23 protein-coding genes are annotated in these 20,155 nt (G+C 67.2%); 8 read left to right on the plus strand and 15 right to left on the minus strand.

Going from position 1 to position 20,155, the window contains the following annotated elements:
• Positions 1–8: 8 nt before the first annotated feature.
• Positions 9–1,037: a ubiquinone anaerobic biosynthesis protein UbiU gene (gene ubiU, locus D9X30_RS20510; RefSeq protein ID WP_194946448.1), complete on the minus strand. Its 1,029-nt coding sequence runs from the start codon at positions 1,035–1,037 to the stop codon at positions 9–11.
• Between the two features lie 86 nt (positions 1,038–1,123).
• Positions 1,124–1,975, minus strand: coding sequence for an IclR family transcriptional regulator (locus tag D9X30_RS20515; RefSeq protein ID WP_153946017.1), 852 nt, complete (start codon positions 1,973–1,975; stop codon positions 1,124–1,126).
• A 197-nt stretch (positions 1,976–2,172) separates the two neighbouring features.
• On the opposite strand from D9X30_RS20515, the gene D9X30_RS20520 reads away from it, so the two are divergent.
• From D9X30_RS20520 to D9X30_RS20535, 4 genes are all read left to right on the plus strand, one after another.
• Entirely contained in the window at positions 2,173–3,621 is a 1,449-nt protein-coding gene (locus D9X30_RS20520) for an NAD-dependent succinate-semialdehyde dehydrogenase (protein WP_153946016.1), read from the plus strand.
• 76 nt (positions 3,622–3,697) lie between these two features.
• Entirely contained in the window at positions 3,698–4,855 is a 1,158-nt protein-coding gene (locus D9X30_RS20525; protein ID WP_153946015.1) for an iron-containing alcohol dehydrogenase, read from the plus strand.
• Between the two features lie 194 nt (positions 4,856–5,049).
• Positions 5,050–5,208, plus strand: coding sequence for a DUF3309 family protein (locus tag D9X30_RS20530; RefSeq protein WP_092598422.1), 159 nt, complete (start codon positions 5,050–5,052; stop codon positions 5,206–5,208).
• A 39-nt stretch (positions 5,209–5,247) separates the two neighbouring features.
• On the plus strand, positions 5,248–5,436 hold the full coding sequence (locus D9X30_RS20535; protein ID WP_153946014.1) for a DUF3008 family protein: 189 nt from the start codon (positions 5,248–5,250) through the stop codon (positions 5,434–5,436).
• Between the two features lie 124 nt (positions 5,437–5,560).
• Here D9X30_RS20535 and D9X30_RS20540 read toward each other — a convergent pair whose 3' ends face one another.
• The 3 genes from D9X30_RS20540 to D9X30_RS20550 are packed head-to-tail and all read right to left on the minus strand — an operon-like array spanning position 5,561 to position 7,552.
• Positions 5,561–6,178 carry a ParB-like protein gene (locus D9X30_RS20540; protein WP_153946013.1) on the minus strand — a complete coding sequence of 206 codons (618 nt, stop codon included), beginning with the start codon at positions 6,176–6,178 and terminating at the stop codon, positions 5,561–5,563.
• A gap of 19 nt (positions 6,179–6,197) precedes the next feature.
• Positions 6,198–6,677, minus strand: a complete 480-nt coding sequence (locus tag D9X30_RS20545) for a hypothetical protein (protein WP_153946012.1) — start codon at positions 6,675–6,677, stop codon at positions 6,198–6,200.
• A 17-nt stretch (positions 6,678–6,694) separates the two neighbouring features.
• A complete protein-coding gene (locus D9X30_RS20550; RefSeq protein WP_153946011.1) occupies positions 6,695–7,552 on the minus strand; it encodes an SDR family oxidoreductase in 858 nt (285 codons plus the stop codon).
• Positions 7,553–7,806: 254 nt separating this feature from the next.
• Between D9X30_RS20550 and D9X30_RS20555 the strand changes: the two genes are divergently transcribed.
• Positions 7,807–8,457, plus strand: a complete 651-nt coding sequence (locus D9X30_RS20555; RefSeq protein ID WP_153946010.1) for a ParB-like protein — start codon at positions 7,807–7,809, stop codon at positions 8,455–8,457.
• Between the two features lie 36 nt (positions 8,458–8,493).
• Here D9X30_RS20555 and D9X30_RS20560 read toward each other — a convergent pair whose 3' ends face one another.
• Together D9X30_RS20560 and D9X30_RS20565 are read right to left on the minus strand one after the other, a co-directional pair.
• On the minus strand, positions 8,494–9,096 hold the full coding sequence (locus D9X30_RS20560; RefSeq protein ID WP_153946009.1) for a hypothetical protein: 603 nt from the start codon (positions 9,094–9,096) through the stop codon (positions 8,494–8,496).
• 105 nt (positions 9,097–9,201) lie between these two features.
• Positions 9,202–10,281 (minus strand): DNA topoisomerase IB, encoded by a 1,080-nt coding sequence (locus tag D9X30_RS20565; RefSeq protein WP_153946008.1) that lies wholly within the window; start codon positions 10,279–10,281, stop codon positions 9,202–9,204.
• A gap of 209 nt (positions 10,282–10,490) precedes the next feature.
• Between D9X30_RS20565 and D9X30_RS20570 the strand changes: the two genes are divergently transcribed.
• Complete coding sequence (locus D9X30_RS20570) at positions 10,491–11,120, plus strand: DUF4142 domain-containing protein (RefSeq protein ID WP_153946007.1); 630 nt, start codon at positions 10,491–10,493, stop codon at positions 11,118–11,120.
• Positions 11,121–11,127: 7 nt separating this feature from the next.
• Here D9X30_RS20570 and D9X30_RS20575 read toward each other — a convergent pair whose 3' ends face one another.
• From D9X30_RS20575 to D9X30_RS20585, 3 genes are all read right to left on the minus strand, one after another.
• Entirely contained in the window at positions 11,128–12,063 is a 936-nt protein-coding gene (locus tag D9X30_RS20575; protein ID WP_153946006.1) for an alpha/beta hydrolase family protein, read from the minus strand.
• Positions 12,050–13,240 (minus strand): DUF3182 family protein, encoded by a 1,191-nt coding sequence (locus D9X30_RS20580; protein WP_228770764.1) that lies wholly within the window; start codon positions 13,238–13,240, stop codon positions 12,050–12,052. The genes D9X30_RS20575 and D9X30_RS20580 overlap by 14 nt, the downstream gene beginning before the upstream one ends.
• A gap of 76 nt (positions 13,241–13,316) precedes the next feature.
• Entirely contained in the window at positions 13,317–13,826 is a 510-nt protein-coding gene (locus D9X30_RS20585; protein WP_228770763.1) for a low affinity iron permease family protein, read from the minus strand.
• Between the two features lie 231 nt (positions 13,827–14,057).
• Here D9X30_RS20585 and D9X30_RS20590 point away from each other — a divergent pair, with 231 nt between their 5' ends.
• Positions 14,058–14,411: a BON domain-containing protein gene (locus D9X30_RS20590; protein ID WP_153946004.1), complete on the plus strand. Its 354-nt coding sequence runs from the start codon at positions 14,058–14,060 to the stop codon at positions 14,409–14,411.
• Positions 14,412–14,514: 103 nt separating this feature from the next.
• Here the strand turns inward: D9X30_RS20590 and D9X30_RS20595 are convergent, their stop codons facing one another.
• The 5 genes from D9X30_RS20595 to D9X30_RS20615 form a co-directional block, all read right to left on the minus strand.
• Complete coding sequence (locus D9X30_RS20595; protein WP_153946003.1) at positions 14,515–14,979, minus strand: PRC-barrel domain-containing protein; 465 nt, start codon at positions 14,977–14,979, stop codon at positions 14,515–14,517.
• 82 nt (positions 14,980–15,061) lie between these two features.
• The gene (locus D9X30_RS20600; protein WP_153946002.1) at positions 15,062–15,631 is read right to left on the minus strand and encodes a hypothetical protein; all 570 of its coding nucleotides are present in this window, start codon (positions 15,629–15,631) and stop codon (positions 15,062–15,064) included.
• Positions 15,632–15,740: 109 nt separating this feature from the next.
• On the minus strand, positions 15,741–16,073 hold the full coding sequence (locus D9X30_RS20605) for a hypothetical protein (RefSeq protein ID WP_153946001.1): 333 nt from the start codon (positions 16,071–16,073) through the stop codon (positions 15,741–15,743).
• 209 nt (positions 16,074–16,282) lie between these two features.
• Positions 16,283–17,104 carry a sensor histidine kinase gene (locus tag D9X30_RS20610; protein WP_228770762.1) on the minus strand — a complete coding sequence of 274 codons (822 nt, stop codon included), beginning with the start codon at positions 17,102–17,104 and terminating at the stop codon, positions 16,283–16,285.
• A gap of 134 nt (positions 17,105–17,238) precedes the next feature.
• Complete coding sequence (locus tag D9X30_RS20615) at positions 17,239–18,642, minus strand: sigma-54-dependent transcriptional regulator (RefSeq protein WP_153946000.1); 1,404 nt, start codon at positions 18,640–18,642, stop codon at positions 17,239–17,241.
• Positions 18,643–18,952: 310 nt separating this feature from the next.
• Here D9X30_RS20615 and D9X30_RS20620 point away from each other — a divergent pair, with 310 nt between their 5' ends.
• Positions 18,953–19,969: a sigma-54 interaction domain-containing protein gene (locus tag D9X30_RS20620; protein ID WP_249641026.1), complete on the plus strand. Its 1,017-nt coding sequence runs from the start codon at positions 18,953–18,955 to the stop codon at positions 19,967–19,969.
• Positions 19,970–20,155 lie beyond the last annotated feature (186 nt).

A 20,155-nucleotide genomic window follows, 5' to 3' on the forward strand; every position in this document is an offset into this window, starting at 1 on the left:
GGATGGCATTACCGCCAGGGCCGGTCGTACGCGCCCTGGGTCACCTGGTCGCCCTCGGCATGACGGCCCAGCGTGGCCTGCCAGTCCTGGCGTGGGACAAACCGCTTCGGGTCGCGGCACGCGTCATCGATGGCCGCACGCAGCACGCCCACCACATCGGCCACATAACGCGGGCTGCGCTGGCGGCCTTCGATCTTGATGGCCGCGATGCCGATATCGATCAGCGACGGCAACAGCGACACCGCATTGAGGCTGGTCGGCTCCTCCAGCACGTAGCCGCGCTCGTCTTCCACGGTGAAGCGGCCCTTGCATAGCGTGGGGTAGCCGGCCGGCTCGCCCGGCGCATAGCTGTCGATCAGAATGCCCGACAGCCGCGCATGCATGGTGCCGTCCTGCTCGTCCCACCGCACCGCATGGGCCGGCGAACAGACGCCCTTGTTATTGGGGGAATCGCCCGTGGCATACGAGGACAGCAGGCAGCGGCCCTCGGCCATCACGCACAGGCTGCCAAAGCCAAAGACCTCCAGTTCGACATCGGTCTGCCGGGCCAGCCGGGCAATCTGGGGTACGGACAGCACCCGGGGCAGCACTACCCGGCGAATGCCGAACTGCTTGCGCATCAATTCGATGGCGTCCGCATGCGTGGCCGAGCCCTGTACCGAAAGATGGATGCGCAGCGACGGGTGCCGCGTCGCGGCGTAGGCGATCAGCCCGGCGTCGGCCATGATCACGGCATCGGCCCCCAGCGCGGCAGCGGCGTCCACGGCATGGTGCCAACGCTCCACGTGGCCCATCTGGGCAAACGTGTTGATGGCGAACAGCACCTCCGCGCCACGCGCATGCGCTTCGGCAACACCGGTGCGGATATCGTCCTCGCTGAAGTTCAGGCCGCCGAAGTTGCGGGCGTTCGTGGCATCGCGAAGGCCCAGGTAGACCGCGTCGGCGCCGTGTTGGAGCGCCATGCGCAGCGCCGCGAGCGATCCGGCCGGCGCTACCAGTTGAGGGCGGCGAACAGCGGTCGCCGTAGATTGTGTCATCGCGTGATGATCCGGGAAGGGGAACCCCCGGATGCTAGCGATTCAGCGAGATTGGGCCTTTGACCCTACGCAAACGTTGAGAACGATCAACGCGCCGCCACGGTGTGCGTCGCCAATGCCGGCGCGCCCAGCCTGGCTGAAAGCCGGTCGGCCAGCGCGCGCACCTGCTGGCCGATGCGCTCGCCCGTGACCGTATCGATCTCGCTGGTCAGATAGCTGACGGCAATGGCGCCGGCGGCGCGGGCGGCCTGGGCGTCGAACACGGGCGCGCCGAAACAGGTCATGCCCTCGCGCATCTGGCCGTTGTCGACCGAATAGCCGATCGCCCGCACCTGCTGCAGTTCGGCGGCCAGCGCGTCCGTCGAGGCCACGCTAGCCCGGGTGAGCGGCGGCGGCAGGCCGTCGGCGAACAGCCGCTGCACATCCGCGGCAGGCAGCGTGCTGAGCATGGCCTTGCCCGTGGCCGTGTATGGCGCCGGCAGGCGCATGCCGATGCGGAACGTCACGCCCAGCGGGCGGTCGCCGTTCTGGCAGGCCAGGTAGACCACTTCGTCCCCTTCCAGCATCGACAGCGTGACCGTGGCGTCGTGGAACGCGTCGGTCTGATCCCACAGCGCGCGGAATTCCTCGGTGATCTGCGTCTGCGCCAGGAACGCGTTGGCCCAGGTCATCACGTGCGGACCCAGCGCCATCGCCCCGCCGGGCAGCCGCTTGACCAGTTGCAGTTGCACAAGCGTGTCGCACATGCCATGCAGCGAACTCTTGGGTGCCCCGGTCAGCCGGGTCAGATCGGCCAGCGTCAACGGATCGGACGACGCGGCGATGGCATCGAGCACCTGCACGGCCCGTACCACGGCAGGAGACGTGGGCCGGCTCGCGGCGCTGCCGGGGGCATCGGGATCGCTGGCGTAGGCGGTGGCGTAGGCGGATTTGGGCATGGATGTAACTCGCTGACAGGTTCGCGCATACGGCACGAGCCTGAACCATACGGAACGGGGGCGCCCTACTGGCGGTCTGCCCGGCATGGGCGTATGATCGGGTCATCGTTCGACATACGGAATATAGTTCAATCTATTGAACGCAGGCAAGCGATTTCATTGGCAGGCCTGTATTCGTGACTTCGGGGAAATACGCCATGCAACTCAAGGATCCTTCACTGTTTCGCCAGCAGGCCTATGTGGACGGCCAATGGCTGTCTGCCGACACGGGCGCCACGTTCGATGTGACCGATCCGGCCACAGGCGAGGTCATCGCCAAGGTGGCCGACCTCGGCGCCGCCGAGACGGCGCGCGCGGTCGCGGCCGCCGAAGTGGCCCAGAAAAGCTGGGCCGCGCTGACCGGCAAGGCACGCGCCAGCATTCTGCGCCGCTGGTTCGACCTGATGGTGGCCAATACCGACGACCTGGCCTACCTGATGACCCGCGAGCAAGGCAAGCCGCTGGCCGAAGCCAAGGGCGAGATCGCCTACGCCGCCAGCTTTATCGAATGGTTCGCCGAGCAAGCCAAGCGCGTGGACGGCGAGGTGCTGGCCAGCCCCGCCGCCGACAAGCGGCTGGTCACGCTGCGCCAGCCGGTGGGCGTCTGCGCCGCCATCACGCCCTGGAACTTCCCCGCCGCCATGATCACGCGCAAGGCGGCGCCGGCCCTGGCCGCGGGCTGTGCCATCGTCATCAAGCCTGCCGAACTGACGCCGCTGTCGGCGTTTGCCCTGGCCGAACTGGCCCATCGCGCAGGCGTGCCGGCCGGCGTGCTGCAGGTGGTGACCGGCGACGCCAAAACCATCGGTGCCGTCCTGACGGCCAGCCCGATCGTGCGCAAGCTGTCGTTCACGGGCTCGACCGAAGTGGGCCGCATCCTGATGGCGCAGTCCGCGCCCACGGTCAAGCGCCTGTCGCTGGAACTGGGCGGCAACGCGCCGTTCATCGTGTTTGACGATGCCGATGTCGATGCTGCCGTCGAAGGCGCCATCGCGGCCAAGTATCGCAACGGCGGCCAGACCTGCGTCTGCGCCAACCGCTTCTATATCCAGGACGGCATCTACGATGCCTTCGCCGCCAAGTTCGCCGAGCGCACCAGCCAGCTGCGCGTGGGCAATGGCCTCGAAGACGGCGTGGTCATCGGACCGCTGATCGAGGACGCCGCCATCGACAAGGTGGTGTCGCTGATGGACGACGCCACGTCCAAGGGCGCCCGCGTGCTGACCGGCGGCGGCAAGCACAAGCTGGGCGGCACGTTCTACACGCCCACCGTGATCACGGGCGCCACGGCAGACATGCGCGTGGCGCGCGAGGAAATCTTCGGGCCGGTGGCGCCACTGTTCCGTTTCAAGACCGACGCCGAGGCGGTGGCCGCCGCCAATGACACCGAGTTCGGCCTGGCGGCCTACCTGTACACGCGCGACATCGCCCGCGCGTGGCGTACCGGCGAGGCGCTGGAGTACGGCATGGTGGGTCTCAACACCGGCCTGATCTCGAACGAGGTGGCGCCGTTCGGCGGCATCAAGCAGTCGGGTGTCGGCCGCGAAGGCTCGCGCCACGGCATCGAGGAATACCTCGAGATCAAGTATCTTTGCCTGCAGGTGTAAGGTTGCCACGTGTGGCTCCCCTCACCCGCTGACGGGAGAGGGAAGCACCCCAAAAGACTCATACCCCGGAGACATCATGAACCCGTTTCGCTTCCAGACCGTGCCGACGGTCGTCGTCGAATCCGGCGCAGCGCGCCGGCTGGGCGCGCTGCTGCGCGAGGCGTTCCCGCAGGCGCGGCGCCTGTGCGTGATCACCGATGGCTTCCTGGCCAGGAGCGGGCTGCTGACGCCGGCACTGGAAGACCTGGGCAAGCATGACTGGCAGGTGACCGTGATCGACGACGTTGTCGCCGATCCGCCCGAGCATGTCGTGCTGGAAGCCACAGAACGGGCCCGGCAGGCCGATGCCGAAGTGGTACTTGGCCTGGGCGGCGGCTCCTCGATGGACGTGGCCAAGCTGATTGCGGTGCTGTTGCCGGCCACCCAGTCCATCAAGGACATGTATGGCGTGAAGAAGGTCACCGGCACGCGGCTGCCGCTGGTGCAGATGCCCACCACGGCGGGCACGGGGTCCGAAGTCACGGCCGTGTCGATCGTCACCACGGGCGAGACCACCAAGATGGGGGTGGTGGCACCGCAGCTGTTTGCCGACCTGGCCATTCTCGATGCGGAACTGACGCTGGGCCTGCCGCGCGGCGCCACGGCGGCAACCGGCATCGACGCGATGGTCCATGCCATCGAGGCCTACACCAGTGCGCATCTGAAGAACCCGGTCTCCGACATGCTGGCCGTGCGGGCGCTGGAACTGCTGTCGCAGAACCTGATGCGCGCCTGCGACAACGGCCACGACCTGGCTGCCCGCGAGGCCATGCTGCTGGGCGCGATGTTCGCCGGCCAGTCGTTCGCCAATTCTCCGGTGGCGGCCGTGCATGCGCTGGCCTATCCGATTGGCGGCATCTTCCACGTGGCGCACGGCCTGTCCAACGCGCTGGTGCTGCCGCACGTGATGAAGTTCAACGCGCCTGCGGCATGCAAGCGGTATGGCGAACTGTGCGACGTCGTGCTGCCCGGCACCACCGGCAGCGACGAGACCAAGACGGCTGCCCTGATCGCCCACATCGAGAGCCTGGTCGAGGCCACCGGCATTCCGCGCACGCTGCGCGAGGTGGGCGTCAAGGAGCCGGACCTGAACCGGCTGGCCAGCGATGCCATGCTGCAGACGCGCCTGCTCGTCAACAATCCGCGCGAAGTCACCGAGGCCGACGCGTTCGCCATCTACCGCGCGGCGTTCTGAGCCAGCGCCCGCGCCGCCCGGCCAGATGGCGCCTCGCAGGCATGGGCCGCAGGCGTCGTCTTATTCCTACACCCATATCAGCCCCTGCCCGCCTCTGGCGCGAGTGGTGCTGTCCTAACCTGCAAATAACAGGGACAGCCGCGCGGCGGCCCCAAAGCCGCAGCGTCGGTAGCACCACAACAAAGGAGCGCACTATGGGTATCGGCACCATTCTTCTGATCGTCCTCGTCCTGCTATTGATTGGCGCACTGCCAACGTGGCCGTACAGTTCCGGCTGGGGCTACGGGCCAAGCGGCGGCCTGGGGCTGATCGTCATCATTGTCGTGCTCCTGGTTGTGTTGGGCCGGATCTAGCCGATCCGGGCCATTCACCGCGAACCGAAGGAGATCGACATGCCAGCCAAATCCAAGGCACAGCAGATGGCGGCCGGAGCCGCCTTGTCAGCAAAGCGCGGCGAGCGCAAGGCCAGTTCGCTCAAGGGAGCATCGAAGTCGATGGCCAAGTCGATGAGCGAAGGGGAACTGAAGAAGATGGCGAGCACCAAGCAAAAGGGCAAGCCCACGCACAAGACCAAGAGTTAGGCCTGGCGCCAGGCCTGGCCGGCCTTCGGCACACGCCGCGGGCGGGCGCCCCCTTCGGCAGGACAAGGGGGCGTTCCTCCCGCGGCGTTTTCGTTTTCACGTCCGTCACGTCGTCCGCCTGCCCTCACCCCGCCCGCTGGCACTTGCCCACAAAGCCCGGCAGGCGCTTGGCCTTGCTGCTTCGCGCGAGCTGGATGGCCTGGATCATCGCGCGTGCGAAGCCTGGAATGCTTTCCATGTCTTCTGCCACGTGCCGGCGGAAAAACCCCGCCCATTGAAAATCGCCATAAGCGTTGCCCGGCTTGCGGTAGGCGCCCGCATTACGCGTAAAGGCCGCCAGGCTGCGATACGGGTCGTCGCGCATGCCCATTACCGTGGGGGGCAGGTCCTTGGACGACAGGTGTTCGCCGTGTTCGTCGTAAGCATGCAGATGGCCCAGTTCGCGCATCCGCTTCCAGAACTTGCCCGGCGCCAGGTGGCTCAGATCGTCGATGATGGCCACAGGTGCCTCGTGCCAGCCAAGTTCGAGCCACGCGCGGGCCCAATGGTGGTGGTCGGCGATATATAGTGCGCCACCCGGACCAGCGATCGTCTGGATGCGGTGCGCTTCCAGAAAACGCTTCTGCGCCGCGTTGCTGCGCGGCCGGGCCGAAACATCCATCTTCTCGCGCACCTGATAGATGCCCAGCGTGATCTGGGTGGGCCGGAGCGTGTCGAGCTCGGCGGTGGCATGCGTCACCATCGGCGCCTCTTCCAACTGGTCAGTTATGACTGGCGACCTGCCGGTCGACGTAGTGTTCGAGTTCGCTGCCCGGGTCCTCGTTGCCCGTGCTGTCCTCGGCCACGGCTTCCTGCGCCACCGGCGCGGCGTGCGCGGGACGCGCATCGCCATCGGCACCCTTGGCCGCACCCTGCCCCGGGATCGGCCAGCATTCGCCCTCGGCCGCGTCCAGCAGTGCGGGCGCGCGGGCGGGATCGAAATCGGCCCACTGGCCGCCTTCCCACTTGCCCTTGGCCTCCTCGCAGTCGCAGGCCCCACCCTCACGCAGCACGTCGAGCGCCTCTTCGCGGCGCTCGCCCTTGGCACGGGCCGCCAGCAAGACGCCCGGCGGGCGGGCGCCGCCCGGGTCCACGGACATGATCGACACGTCCCACACGGAAAAGCCGCGCGCATACAGCTTCTGCGCTGCCTGCTCGGCATCGGGGATGGACGCGAAGCGCCCGGCAACAATCGAAGACATGAAGTTTCTCCCTGTGTTCAGGCGTTAACGACTTCGCCGCCGTTGATATGGAGGATCTGTCCGGTGATATAGCTTGCCGCATCGGACGCCAGGAATACGTAGCCCGCAGCCACTTCGAATGGCTGCCCCGGACGGCCCATTGGCGTTTTCTTGCCAAACTCGGCCACTTCCTCGGCGGTAAAGGTCGATGGAATCAGTGGCGTCCAGATGGGGCCCGGCGCCACGCCGTTGACGCGGATGCCGCGCTCCACCACCTGCAGCGCCAGCGAGCGTGTAAAGGCCACGATGGCGCCCTTGGTAGCAGAGTAGTCCAGCAGATGCGCACTGCCGCGATACGCGGTGACCGATGTCGTATTGAGGACCACGCTGCCCTGCCCCAGGTGCGGCAGCGCCGCACGCGTCACGTGGAACATCGCGAACACGTTGGTCCGGAACGTGCGCTCCAGTTGGGCGGCGCTGACGTCTTCCAGCGATTCCTGCGGATGCTGCTCTGCCGCATTGTTGACCAGTACATCGAGCCGGCCGAAAGTCTTCAGCGTGTCTGCCACGACCTTGTCTGCGTGTTCCACCTCGCCGATATCGCCGGCGATGGCCAGTGCGCGCTGCCCGGCCTCTTTGACCAGCCTCTCGGTTTCCCGCGCATCGGCCTGCTCGTCAAGGTAGGCGAAGGCAACATCGGCGCCCTCGCGGGCAAATGCCACGGCGATGGCACGGCCGATCCCGCTGTCGCCGCCGGTTACCAGCGCCACCTTGCCCTTCAGGCGCCCACTGCCGACATAGTCGTCGGCGCCGCTGTCGGGCTTGGGCACCATTTCGTTTTCCAGGCCGGGCTGGCGGTCCTGATGCTGTGGCGGGAGTTTGCTTGGGGTGGACATGGGCGCTTCCGGTGGGGGATCAATGCAGACATGCGGCGCAAATTCCGTGCCGCGTCGTCGAACCTTGGCGGCCCTTTCGCGGCCCCTGTCCGGCGGACCTCCGGCGAACACGTCGGCGCGCCTGGCGCCCTGGAGATGCGTAACGGTTACAAGGCGTGGCAACGATTGCCAAAGCCAGGCGCGGCCGAGCCTGAGGCGCACGGCACAAACCTTGCTGCTTCCCGGCCAGTTCCTGCTCCGGAGGCCCGATACCCATGGCAAAACGCACGAGGCGGCTTGGCAAGGATGCGGCACTGATGGTGCCCATCGCTCACCTGCGTCCCACGCAGATCACCGTGGGCGCGTACCACGTCGCGCAGAAGATGCATGTCACCCGCCGGCTGGACCATGCCGACTTGCCGGCCTTTCTGGACCAGCACCGCGTGCATGTCGTGATCGGCCCCGAGCAAACGCTGTATATCGTCGATCATCACCACTGGGTGCGCGCATGGCAGGACATGGGCATCGACATGGTGCCGGCCCTTGTGCGCAACGACTTGAGCCACCTGTCGACCCGCAAGTTCTGGAAGCGGATGACTGACGACCACATGGTCCACCCTTACGATGAACGCGGGCGGCGCCGGCCGATCAGTGAATTGCCGGCCGACGTCCACAGCATGCGCGACGACCCGTACCGCAGCCTGGAGGCATTCGTCCAGCTGGCCGGCGGCTATCGCAAGGTCAAGACCGCCTATTCCGACTTTCGCTGGGCCGACTTCTTCCGCAATCACATCAAGGGCCCGCTGGATACCCACCACACGTTTGCGACCGCCCTTGCCAAGGGTCTGAAGCTCGCGACGAGCCCGAAGGCGCGCGACCTTCCCGGCTATCTCGGCCCCTGCAAGAAGACGCGTGGCAAGGCGTGATGCCTATCCGCGTCCGCGGTCATCGGAAGGCGGCCGTCAGGCGCCAGACGTCATCCGGCCGCCCCGCGCGCCGCGCGCCGCGCCCCGTGCCTGCGCCCGCGCATTGTCGCGTGCCAGCGTGAGCACGCAGCACAGCAGCAGGTAGGCGCGCTTGAACTCGCCTGCCGCCTCGCGCGGATTGCCCCGGCGAGCGTGGCGAAAGCCTGCGTCCAGGCGCGCCTCGATGCTGCGTTCCACATCGGGCTGCGTGTACAGCGATCGCGTACGGTTCTGCCACAGCGCCATGGTCGCGGTATGCCGGCCGTCGAGCGCGGCGGACGAAAGCGCCTCGTCGTCCTCGCCCAGCACCAGTCGCATCTCGCATAACGCCTGCATCAGCACGCGTGCCTGGCGCAGGTCGCTGCCGCGCGGCGCGCGCGCCGAGGCGCCTTTGCCATGCTGCGCTTTCGCGGCGAGCCGCGCTGGAGAAATCCGCCGCGCCACACGGCCGGGGCCGGCTGCGCTGTGGTCGCCGGCAACGTCCGCGACATCGGATGTGAGGGAATTTCCAGCAGTGGAAAGCGACTGACGCGTTTCCGTGAGAAAGGTTGCCGGGCTGCTGCTGTCAGCCCCGAGGTAACCGATGACTGCGTGTTCCACCTTGCGCCTCGATTGCTATGCGTGTTCTGCTTGTTGTCGGTACAAGGAATCAATGCAATTGCCGTGCCGGTTGAAGCCGTGCGGCCGGGCGCCCCTTGCCCCCCGCTACGCCGCCCTGCGCGCCGTCCCCGCGAGCGTGGCGGTACTTTCCAGCAGCGCCAGCAATCGCGCCTCGTCGGTACGGAGGCGCGCCGCTGTACGCGGTGCCGGTAAAGCCTGCAATGCGTCGGCCATGAATGCTGCCAGCACGTCCGGATGCACATAGCACTTGCGGCAGACCGCCACCGTGTTGCGCAGCCGCTGCGCAACGCTGCGAATCACCTCCACCATCGCCTTCTTGCGTGCCGCCTCGGTATCGGCGCGGGTCTTGCGCAGCAGCGCCAGCGCATGCACGCTGCCCCCCCAGGTACGGAAGTCCTTGGCCGTGAACTCGCCGCCCGTCACTTCGTGCAGATAGGCGTTGACATCGGCCGAGCCGATCTCGCGTACCTCGCCGTCGCTGTCCTTGTACTTGAACAACTGCTGGCCCGGCAGGTCCGCGCAATTGCGCACCACGCGCGCCAGCCGCGCGTCGTTGACCGACACGTCATGCGTGACGCCACTCTTGCCCGTGAACTGAAAGCGCAGGCGGCTGCCTTGCACGGCCACGTGCTTGCGCTTGAGCGTGGTCAGGCCGTAGGTGCGGTTCTGGGCCGCGTAGCGCGGCGTTCCCACGCGTACCAGCGTGGCGTCCAGCAGCGTCACCACGGCGGCCAGCACCTTCTCGCGCGGCATGCCATTGCGCGCGAGGTCGCGGGCCACGCGGCGGCGCAGATGGGGCAGCGCCTGCCCGAAGGCCATCAGCCGCGCGTACTTGTCGGCGTCGCGCAGCGCGGCCCAGTCGGGGTGATAGAGATACTGCTTGCGGCCGCGCGCGTCGCGGCCCGTTGCCTGCAGGTGACCGTCGGGGTCCAGGCAGATCCAGACCGATTCGTAGGCGGGCGGAATCGCCAGCGCATCGATGCGCGCCTGGGTGACGGCGTCCACGCGTTTTCCGTCAGGCAGGACATACGTGAACCCCTTGCCCGTACGCCGCCGCGAGATGCCCGGCTGGCTGTCGTCGACATGATGCAGCCCCGCCTTGCGCAGGGCTGCATCGAGCGAAGGGGTCTGGGTGTCGGGCTTGGCGACGGCGGTCGGGGTCATGTGCATGCGCCTACGCATGAGCCATGCCATCGCGCAATGGGCCGCCGAACGGGGTGACGCCCCAAACGCTTGAATATCTTACCGATCAAAAATGGCCCAGCGGGCGTGCTTTGCAAATTTCGCCACCGGACGGGAATGCTTCTTGCGCGCCTGGGTCGCGTACATGCCGCACATCCATCTCGCCCAAAGGCAAATGAAGGAGCCCCGTCATGCCCGAACATCGCAAACCAGAACACACACCCCGGCGATGGCCATGCCATGTGGCGGCCGCCACCATCGCCCTGTGCGGCGCCGCAGCAATGTCGCTGGCGCTCGCCGCACCCCCCGCCGCCCGGTCCGCCCCCGATATACCGCTGGCACCGACCCTGCCCACACCGGCCAAGCCGCCGGTCGTGTCGCTGTCCACCGACGACCTGCGCTTTGTGGATGAAGCGCAGATGACGAGCCACGTGGAGATCGCGGCCAGTGAAATGGCGCTCGAAGTGTCGAAGGATCCGAAGGTCCACGCATTCGCGCAGCAGATGTTGAAAGCGCACAAGGAGGCCCTGGGCACATTGCGCCGCATCGCCGCCGACAAGGGCATCACGCCGCAGGATCGCGTGCCGGAGGCGCCGGAGCTGACCCGGCTGAAATCCCTCAAGGATGAAGAATTCGACCAGGCCTATATCCGGACCATTGGCATCGACGCGCACGAACAGGCCGTGCTGCTGTTCCAGAACCAGGCCACGCGCGGCAAGGACCCCGCCCTGCGCGCCTTTGCGGCCCGCATGCTGCCGGCGCTGCGCGACCACCTGAACCAGGCGCGTGCGATGGACCGGCGCGTGACCGCCCGCCGCTGATCCGCGGTCAGGCGCCGCGCCCTGCCGGCGGCTGCGCGGCAATGACCTGAGGGTCGTTCTCGTCGTCGTTCCCGCCGGCCAGCATCGCCTCGCGCGCCTTGTCCTCGCCGCCGTCACCGTTGCGCTCGGGCTCCAGCCCGTCGTCATGATGCGGGGTCTTCGGCGCGGTCGATGCCTTGGACGGCCGCGCAGCCACAGCCGGCCCGGTACGGGCCTCAGTCACCATCTCGCGCAGCCAGCCCAGCAGCAGCTTGGTATAGGCACGCTGGCTGTCCTCGCTGGTCAGTCCGTGGTCGGCGCCCTTGAGCACGCGGTAGGTGATCGAACTGGCCTGGATACAGGCATCCACGTAGCTCAGCACCGCCGTGTGCGGCACGATATTGTCGTGCTGCGAGGCCACCACCAGCACATCGCCCTTGAAGTTGGTGCAGGCGCGCAGCGCGCGATTGGTGTCGGCTGCCACCACCTTGCGACGGTAGGCCACCAGGTCCTGGTCGCGGTGCAGTTGCCGTTTGGGCGACTCCCAGCCTTCGTCCATGTACAGCGCCGGGGCACGAAGCGCGAGCCAGCGCACGGGCCTGAGTTCGCACAGCACCGCGGCCAGGTAGCCGCCGTAGCTGCTGCCCACCACCGCAATGGCGTTGCGGTCCACCTCGGGATGCCGCACGAGCATGTCATAGGCGGCCAGCACATCGGCCAGGTTTCGCATGCGGCTGACCGTCTCGTACTGCGAAGACGTGCCGGCGTGTCCGGTCAGGTCGAAGGTCATGCAGACCGCGCCCAGGCCGGCCACCTCGCGGGCGCGGGCCAGGTACTGCTGCTGGCTGCCACCCCAGCCATGCACGAACAGCACGCCGGGCAGCTTGGTGGCGGGCGAGATCACGGTGCCCGCGATCATCCCCCCTTCGGTATGGAGCTGTATCGATTCTTCATGCGTGGCCATCGGATGTGGACTCCAGTCTTGCGTATTTGGTCAGTGCGCCGACACTGCGGTCTTCTCCCTGAAAATAGACGTCCGCATCGTCGGGCACGGTTGCGTCCTCGCCGTAGATCTCGCGTGTGCACGCCGTCGCGCGCACGCATTGCGGATCGTCGCGGAACGCGGCCAGCGCCGCCAGCTCCGCGCCCGTGGCGCCGCCCACGCGCCACGACTGTTCCAGTACGCCCAGCCGCGGACGGCCGTTGTCGGTGCCGAACGCCACATCGTAGTTGCAGCGCGACATCACCGAACCGGGAAAGCACTCGATGGCCGCCGCATGATAGGCCATCGCGGCCTGCACGGCGTCGCGCTGGTGGACTTCGAGCGGATGCGTCAGCAGATCTTCCAGCGTGCCACGGACCACGCGCAGCGTGGACCCGCCATAGACCTTCCGGCCGGTATTGTCGGGCGTCAGGTCCTGCGTGCCGCAGTAGCTGGCGCACAGGTCGCCGATCTGTATCTGCCCCACGCTGAACGTGATCACGTCGTCAAGATTGCGCTCCAGCACCAGCCCTTCGCGCTTCACGCGCTCCGCGTCCAGCGCCTGCAGCGCCTGGTCCAGCTCCGCCTCGGTTGCCACCACCTGCTGGCCAAGGCCGCCAATCCCGCACGGTTCCTTGATGCGGACCTTGCCATCGCGAAGCATCGCCCGTGCGCCACGGCTGGCGTCGTCGATCGAGAACGCCGTGAAGCCGGGCAGCACGTGCGCGTGTATGCGGGCGGCGAACGTGTCGCTCCACCCGGCGGGGACGGCAGCGTCGGGCGCAACCCGCCCATGCGAGATCGCCTTGGTGGCGATGAACGCATGCGGCACCACACCACCCAGCAGGTCGTCCGCCCCGGCGATGCCAAGCTGGCGCGCGCTGTCGACGCCGATCAGCGTATCGGCCGGCACGAAATAGAGCCGGCCATCCGAGGGTCTGTGCGTGGCCGCGTCGTAGCTGCCGGCAAACGTGAAGCCCGCAAGCCTGGCCACCCGCTGGGCAATGCCCTTTAGCGTGGCGCCCTGGTGGCTGCCCGGGTCATCGCAATCGGCGCGGCCGTACACCACCACGCGTACGTCGCGTGGCTGCGGATCGGGGGCCGGCGCGGCCTCCATGGCCACCGAGGTCGCTGCTGCATCGGGAGTCGGGGTTGCCAAGTCGGGCTCCTCTGCGGCCAGGCCGCGTGTTGAACGTTTCAGCGTTTCAGATGCGGGTGTAGCCGGTTGCCTGTGGCTACGCCGTGGCAGACGCCTGGGCGTCATCAACCGGTTTGCGGCGGGCGTGCCGCACGCGGGACTTTTCGGCGTGATTCACGTTGGCTTCGTCGATGGAATGGCTGCACTTGACGCCGCCTTCCTCGTCGGCCAGTTCGGCCAGATGGCGATAGAACTTCACCAGCTGGCGCAGTTCTTCCTCGTCGAGGTCCTCGATGGACACCAGGTGGTTGCTGGCCTCGCGATGCGACGCCAGCAGTTCGTTGAGCTTCAGGTGAACCGCCATGGCGTCCTTGTTCTGGCTCTGCTGGATCAGGAACACCATCAGAAAGGTGACGATGGTGGTGCCCGTATTGATCACGAGCTGCCAGGTTTCGGAATAGCCGAAGAGCGGGCCGGTGACGGCCCAGGCCAGCACGACGAAGACGGCGAGCGCGAAGGCCACCGGCGAGCCGGCCTGGCGGGTTGCGGCACCGGCAAAGCGGTCGAACAGGTGAAACAGACGACGACGCGTGGGCTGATGTGGCATGAAACGCTCCCGTGGCATGGCAGGACTGTCTACATTGTAGGGAGCACCCCAACGCAGTTTCAGTCGGTGGCGTCCTACAAGGATGTCATCCGGCACCGTGACATGTCGTTTTTACAAGCAACGATCCGGATACCCGGGTGCCCCGGTGGGCATGGCGATTGCGTCTCACCGGCATTCCGGACGCGGCTTCACCGCCGCGCGCCATCACCTTACCAGACGAGGACCGCCATCATGCAAACGGAAAGCGAAGCACCCCGCCGTACCAGCCCTGACGACGAAGACGAACTGCTGCGCGAGCGTGTCGGCACCTGTATCGCGGAATTTTGCGGCGGTGACATGCCGGACGGCGTGGCGGTACACGTGGTGGAACGCCGCGTGACCATCACGGGCCAGGTCGAGGACATCGACATCGCCCAGCGCATCGAAAAGGCTGCATCGACGCCGCCGGGCATCCTCGGCGTATCGAACCAGTTGACGACGCGGGTGCCGCCGCCGCGCGAAGCCCCCGGGCAGCCCCCGCAGGCCACGGGCATGCGCGCCGATCCGGCAGAGAAGCCGCCCGGGCAGATCAATCACAAGGTCTAGCACGGATACGGCCCCGCTCCCGGAAAGGGAACGGGGCCGCGCGAGCCGACCAGGCGCCGGCTGAACGCCGCGCCTGCCGGCAATCCGGTTCAGTCCAGGCCGCTCAGGCCCACGGGTCGTACCGGTCCTTTTCCCAGTAAGGCGAAATGCCGTAGTACTCGTGGATGCTGGTGGCCCACTGCGAATTTGCCATGGTGGGCCAGTGCTCCTTGTCGAAACCCGGCGCCGCCTTGATGCGCTCCTTTTCAATGCCGAGCACAAAGCACTTGCGACGCGTGTCCAGCGTCAGCGCCGACCATGGCAGCGCGTGGAGCTTTTCACCGATACCCAGAAAGCCGCCCATCGCCAGCACCGCATAGGCGATACGGCCGCCGAGCACGTCGAGCATGATGTGGTCGATGGTGCCGATTTCCTCGCCGGACGGATCGACCACCTTGTTGCCCTCGAGCGTGTCGGACGCCATCACGAACGGCCCGCATCCGGCCGTGGTCTGGTCAACGTCGCCAATGATAGACGCGCCGCGCGGCGGCGCACCGGCGGGCGGGGTCTGCGGGTCCATGGGCTTCATGAGCGGTTCCTCCAGGTGTGGACAGTTGAACGGCAAAGCACTGCAAAGTCAAAAGACGTCGGGCGGTGCCCAGTCCGTCCGGTTAGCGGCTCGCCGGCACCGGCGGGGCCAGCGGGTCGAAGTCCTCCCAGCGGCCATCGCGCCACTGGCCTTCCGCACGCTCGACATCGCGCGCGCCGCCACGGCGCAGTTCGCTGGCCACCAAAGCCGTATTGGCATCACTGACATGGGCGGCCAGCAGCACGCCGGCGTGCCGCACCGGGCCACTACCGCGCTCCGTACCGGCCAGCGCGCCCATCAACGACCCGGCATAGGCACCCACGCCCGTGGCAAACGCCATGACAAGCACCAGCACCCACGGCTGCACCGACGCGGCGCCGAACCAGGCGCGGGCGGCGGCCACCAGACAGATCCCGACCGCAAAGCCCAGCACGGCACCGATGGCGATGCCTCGCCCGGCACCGGGGCCAGCCTTGCGCGCACCGGGGTCCACGGCCTCGTCCCCCCCAATGGGGAAGGTGGCGTGCTGACCTGGCGGATTTACATAGAACATGGTCAGATCGTCCTGCCTGACGCCCTTGGCCATCAAACGTGATGCAGCAGTCTCGGCCCGGGCAAACGTTTCGAATCGTCCTGCGATGATCGTAGACATCCTGAGGCTCCGTTCAAAGGCATGTTGCAGTGCGAGGGTGGGGCAGCGATCACATCACGACCGCACGGGCGAGGAAATCGCCCTTGGCAGTTCCTGGCCCCATCCCAACTCAACGCTTCTTGTCGCCGCGATCGCTGACGCCGGTGCGATGCGCCGCGGCCTTTTCGCCGGCGGGCTGGTGTTCGCTGCCCTTCTTGAGCTTCCAGTCCACGTCGTCGCGGCGCGTGGCGGTCTGGCGCTCGGCGTGTTCGGCAGCCCCGGGCGAAATCGGGTCACTGGCCGGGAAGGTCATGTCGAGCGATTCATCCACGGCGGCCTGGTAGGTCTTGCCGGACTTGTCAGACTTGCCGGCCCCGGCCTTGTCCGCCGACTGGGTAGACGGCTTGTTCGACGGCTTGGCCGAAGGCTTGTGCGAACCCTTCGAAGCATGGGCATGTGACATGGCATCTCTCCTGTTCGGAATCGAATTCGGGTCCCTTGTATGCGGGGCTCCGTCTCTGAGCGATGCAAACGCCGGGCCAGCGCCGCACACCGCGCGCGCCGCCGTGGCGGGGTGCGCGCAGCGGCGCGTCATGGCGGGAATTGGTCGGATAAAGGGGGCGACCGGCTCGCGGTGGCGCTGCAGATTGTGCGCCATGCGGTAAAAAGTGCTCAGGCCGGACTGGCCGTCTTCACGCGGGGAAAGCGCACGGCAATGCAGACCGTGACGTTGTCGGTGTCGCCGCAGTTCTCGGCCGTCAGCGCGGCACCTTGCAGCTCCACCATGCGGCGGGTCAGCAGCAGCGCGGTACTCTGGCGCGGCGAATGCCCGCCGCCGGCCGGCGAGCGCCGGCCGAAGAAATCGCTCAACGCGGCAAGCCTGCCCTCACCCCGCGAGCGTTCCACGGGCGGGCTTTCGGTAATGCGGAACTTGACGAAGTCGGGTTCGGCGCTCAGGTACACCCGTACCGATCCGCCTGCCGCAGCGCGCCAGATGCAATGGACCAGCAGATGCCGGAGCAGCGGCCCGATGCGCAGGGCATCGCCCGGCACCGTAAAGCCGGCGCCCGTGTTGTCCTGGGCTTCCAGGGCCGCCAGGATGACCCCGCGCGCCTCGGCGGCGGCCCGTTTGTCCTCGATGGCCAGCCCCGCCAGCACGCGCAGATTGGTTTCTTCCCACGACGGGCCACGATCGTCGGCCAGCAGCCGCACCCCTTCTTCCATTTCCTCGATCAGCGCCAGCTGCTGCTGCATGCCAGAGCGCATGCCATCCAGCGCACGCTGCGCCGGGGCCGCCAGCGAATCGATCGTGCGGTCCAGCACATAGCTCCAGCTCTGGATCGCATTGAGCGACGACCGTAGATCGTGCGCGGCCTGTTCGATCAGCGCGCTCACCTCGCCGATGCTGCGCACGGCGGGCGGGGCGTCGTCTGGGGCACCGCCACCGGCCGAAGGCGGCACGGCAGCGGGAGGAATGCGCGGAGCGTCAGTCATGTTCAACCATCGGATCGGCAATCAATTCGGAAACCCTCATGGGTTTCACACCACGCAAGAACCATGCACTGACACCGTCAGCCCGTCTTGCGCGCCACGCCGCATGCGTTCGCAGCAGCCCTGTCCGACACCGCTCATGAGGCGGCAGGCGGGCTGGCGTCGCCGCCACGTGCTGCCCGCAGCCATTCCGGCAGTTCGCCCTTGGCTGCATAGTCCTCCAGCCGGTTGTACAAAGTCTTCAAACTGATGCCCAGAATTTCCGCTGCATGCTTCTTCACGCCGGCACATTGCTCCAGCGTGGCGAAGATCAGCTGGCGGTCGGCCTCGGCCAGCGACATGCCCACCGGCACCGACACCACGGCCGTGCCGGTGCTGGGCGCGGCCGCCACCTGCAGCGGGATCTGGACCTCGGTGATGACGTCCTGGTCGGCCATGATGTATGCGCGCTGCACGAAATTGCGCAGCTCGCGCACGTTGCCGGGCCACGAATGGATGCGCAGGCTTTCCAGCACGGCGGACGAGAACCGGCGCTGCGTGCCCTGCTCCGCGTTCAGTTGCTCCAGCATCGTGTTGGCGATCTGCATCACGTCGTCGCCCCGGGCGCGCAGCGGCGGCAGTTCGATCGGGAACACATTGAGCCGGTGATACAGGTCGGCGCGCAGCTTGCCTTCGGCCACGGCTTCCTCGGGATTGCGGTTGGTGGCGGCCAGCACGCGGACGTCGGCGTGGGTCTCGCGGTTGGTCCCCACGCGCATGAACGAGCCGGTTTCCAGCACGCGCAGCAGTTTCACCTGCAGCTCCAGCGGCATCTCGGTGATTTCGTCGAGGAACAGCGTGCCACCGTCGGCGCGTTCGAAGTAGCCCTTGTGCTGGCGGTCCGCGCCCGTGAAGCTGCCGCGTTCGTGGCCGAACATCTCGGTCTCGATCAGCGTGGGCGAGATCGCCCCGCAGTTGACGGCCAGGAACGGCTGGCGCCGGCGCGCCGACAGTTCGTGCACGGTCTGGGCGGCCAGTTCCTTGCCCGTACCGCTTTCGCCGATCAGCAGCACGGTGGCCTCGGTGGGCCCGACCTTGCTGAGCTGGTCGTAGACGGTCTGCATGGCCTCCGAGCTGCCCAGCAGGCGCCCAAAGCGCCCGTAGCGGCGCAGTTCGCCACGCAGCGAATGCACTTCGGCACGGAGTTCGCTGGTGGTGGCAATGCGCTTGAGCACGGTCTGCAGCCGCGTGACGTTGATCGGCTTGACCAGGTAGTCGGTGGCACCCAGGCGCAACGCCTCGACGGCCGATTCCACGCTGGCATAGCCGGTGGTCAGGATCACTTCCACCCCGGCGGAGCCGACTTCGTCGAACAGTTCCATGCCGTTGCCGTCCGGCAACCGGAGATCGGCCAGGATGGCATCGGGCATGCGCCAGCCGATCTGCAGCCGCGCTTCGCGCAGGCTGTTGGCACTGGCCGAGGAAAAGCCTTCGATCGCGACGATCTCTGCCAGCGCCGCGCAGGCGTTTTCGTCGTCGTCAACGATCAGGATATGTGGCATAGGAAGGTCGGGTGGCGTCGTATGACCGGCGTCTGTTTGTCATGGGCCTGCGGGTGGCGGCTGGTTGGCCAGGGCGAATGCGGACGGCACACGCCTGAGGATAGGCTGAAGTGTAACGACAGTCCCCTGGCCACGATGCCGGTGTCCGTCTGACACGCCTGTGGGACCTTGCCGCAACAGCGTTTCAGGCTGTAGCCACCCGGCGCGTGAACAGATAGCATGATAGACATCTTCCACCATTGCGACGCGCCCGCGCGCACCGGCCGACCCGACATTTTTCCGCGCCGGACCGCAGGCTCCCTCTACGCCCGTGTCAACCACCGCCACGCTCCCTTCCGGCCGTCCCGCCGCGCCGCCGCGCCCGGCGGGACGCCGCGCCGCACCCGCGCAGGTTTCGCTGCTGTGGGAAAGTACCTCGCCAGCCATGCAGCGGCTGATCGGCCAGCTGAACCGGGTGGCGGCCACCGACGTCACGATGCTGGCCGTGGGGGAAAGCGGCAGCGGCAAGGAGGTGGTGGCGCGTGCCGTGCATGAACGCAGCAGCCGCCGGTCGGGCCCGTTCGTGGCCGTCAATTGCGGCGCCATCGCGCCCACGCTGATCGAATCGGAGTTGTTCGGCCACGAGAAGGGCGGCTTCACCGGCGCACTGGAACAAAAGGCGGGCTACTTCGAGCAGGCCCAGGGTGGCACGCTGTTCCTGGACGAAGTTACCGAAATGCCGCTGGAGATGCAGATCAAGCTGCTGCGCGTGCTGGAAAGCCGCTCGTTCCACCGCGTGGGCGGCGATGCGCCGATGATCAGCGACGTACGCATCCTGGCTGCCACCAACCGCGACCCCATGGACGCAGTGCGCGGGGGCCAGCTGCGCGAGGATCTGCTGTACCGGCTGGCCGTCTTCCCGCTGCATATTCCGCCGCTGCGCGAGCGTCCCGAGGACATCATTCCGCTCGCGCGCCATTTCCTGGACGAGTTCAACGCGATGGAGCAGACGGAAAAGTCTTTCTCTCCCGGCTCGCTGGAACGGCTGGTGCGCTACGACTGGCCCGGCAATGTGCGCGAGCTGAAGAACTCCATCTACCGCGCCTACATCCTTGCCGATCGTCAGGTCGAGATCGGCAACCCGGGCCTGGCCAGCCAGCCGCCCCGCCCCACCACCGTGGACGGCGTGGTCAGCGTGCGCGTGGGAACCACGCTGGCCGACACCCAGCGCGAGATCATCCTGGCCACCCTGGCCAAGTACGACGGCGACAAACGCCAGGCCGCCAAGGCGCTGGGCATCAGCCTCAAGACGCTGTACAACCGTCTCGACGTGTATCGGGCCAGTTGATCGCCCCGGCTTCCGCGGCCGACCATTCCTCCTTCTCCCGACTGGCCGCCTGGCGTCCGCCAGATCCGCGCGCACGCTGCGGCCCCCGTTCGGGTGTCCTGAATGCATGCATTCCTATCAGGGCATTCCTGCGTCCCCGCCATTTCGACCCTGTACTTCTTACATTGCCGACCGGGCAGCGGCGTT

This window comes from Cupriavidus sp. U2, assembly GCF_009663685.2.
Taxonomy (GTDB): domain Bacteria; phylum Pseudomonadota; class Gammaproteobacteria; order Burkholderiales; family Burkholderiaceae; genus Cupriavidus; species Cupriavidus necator_C.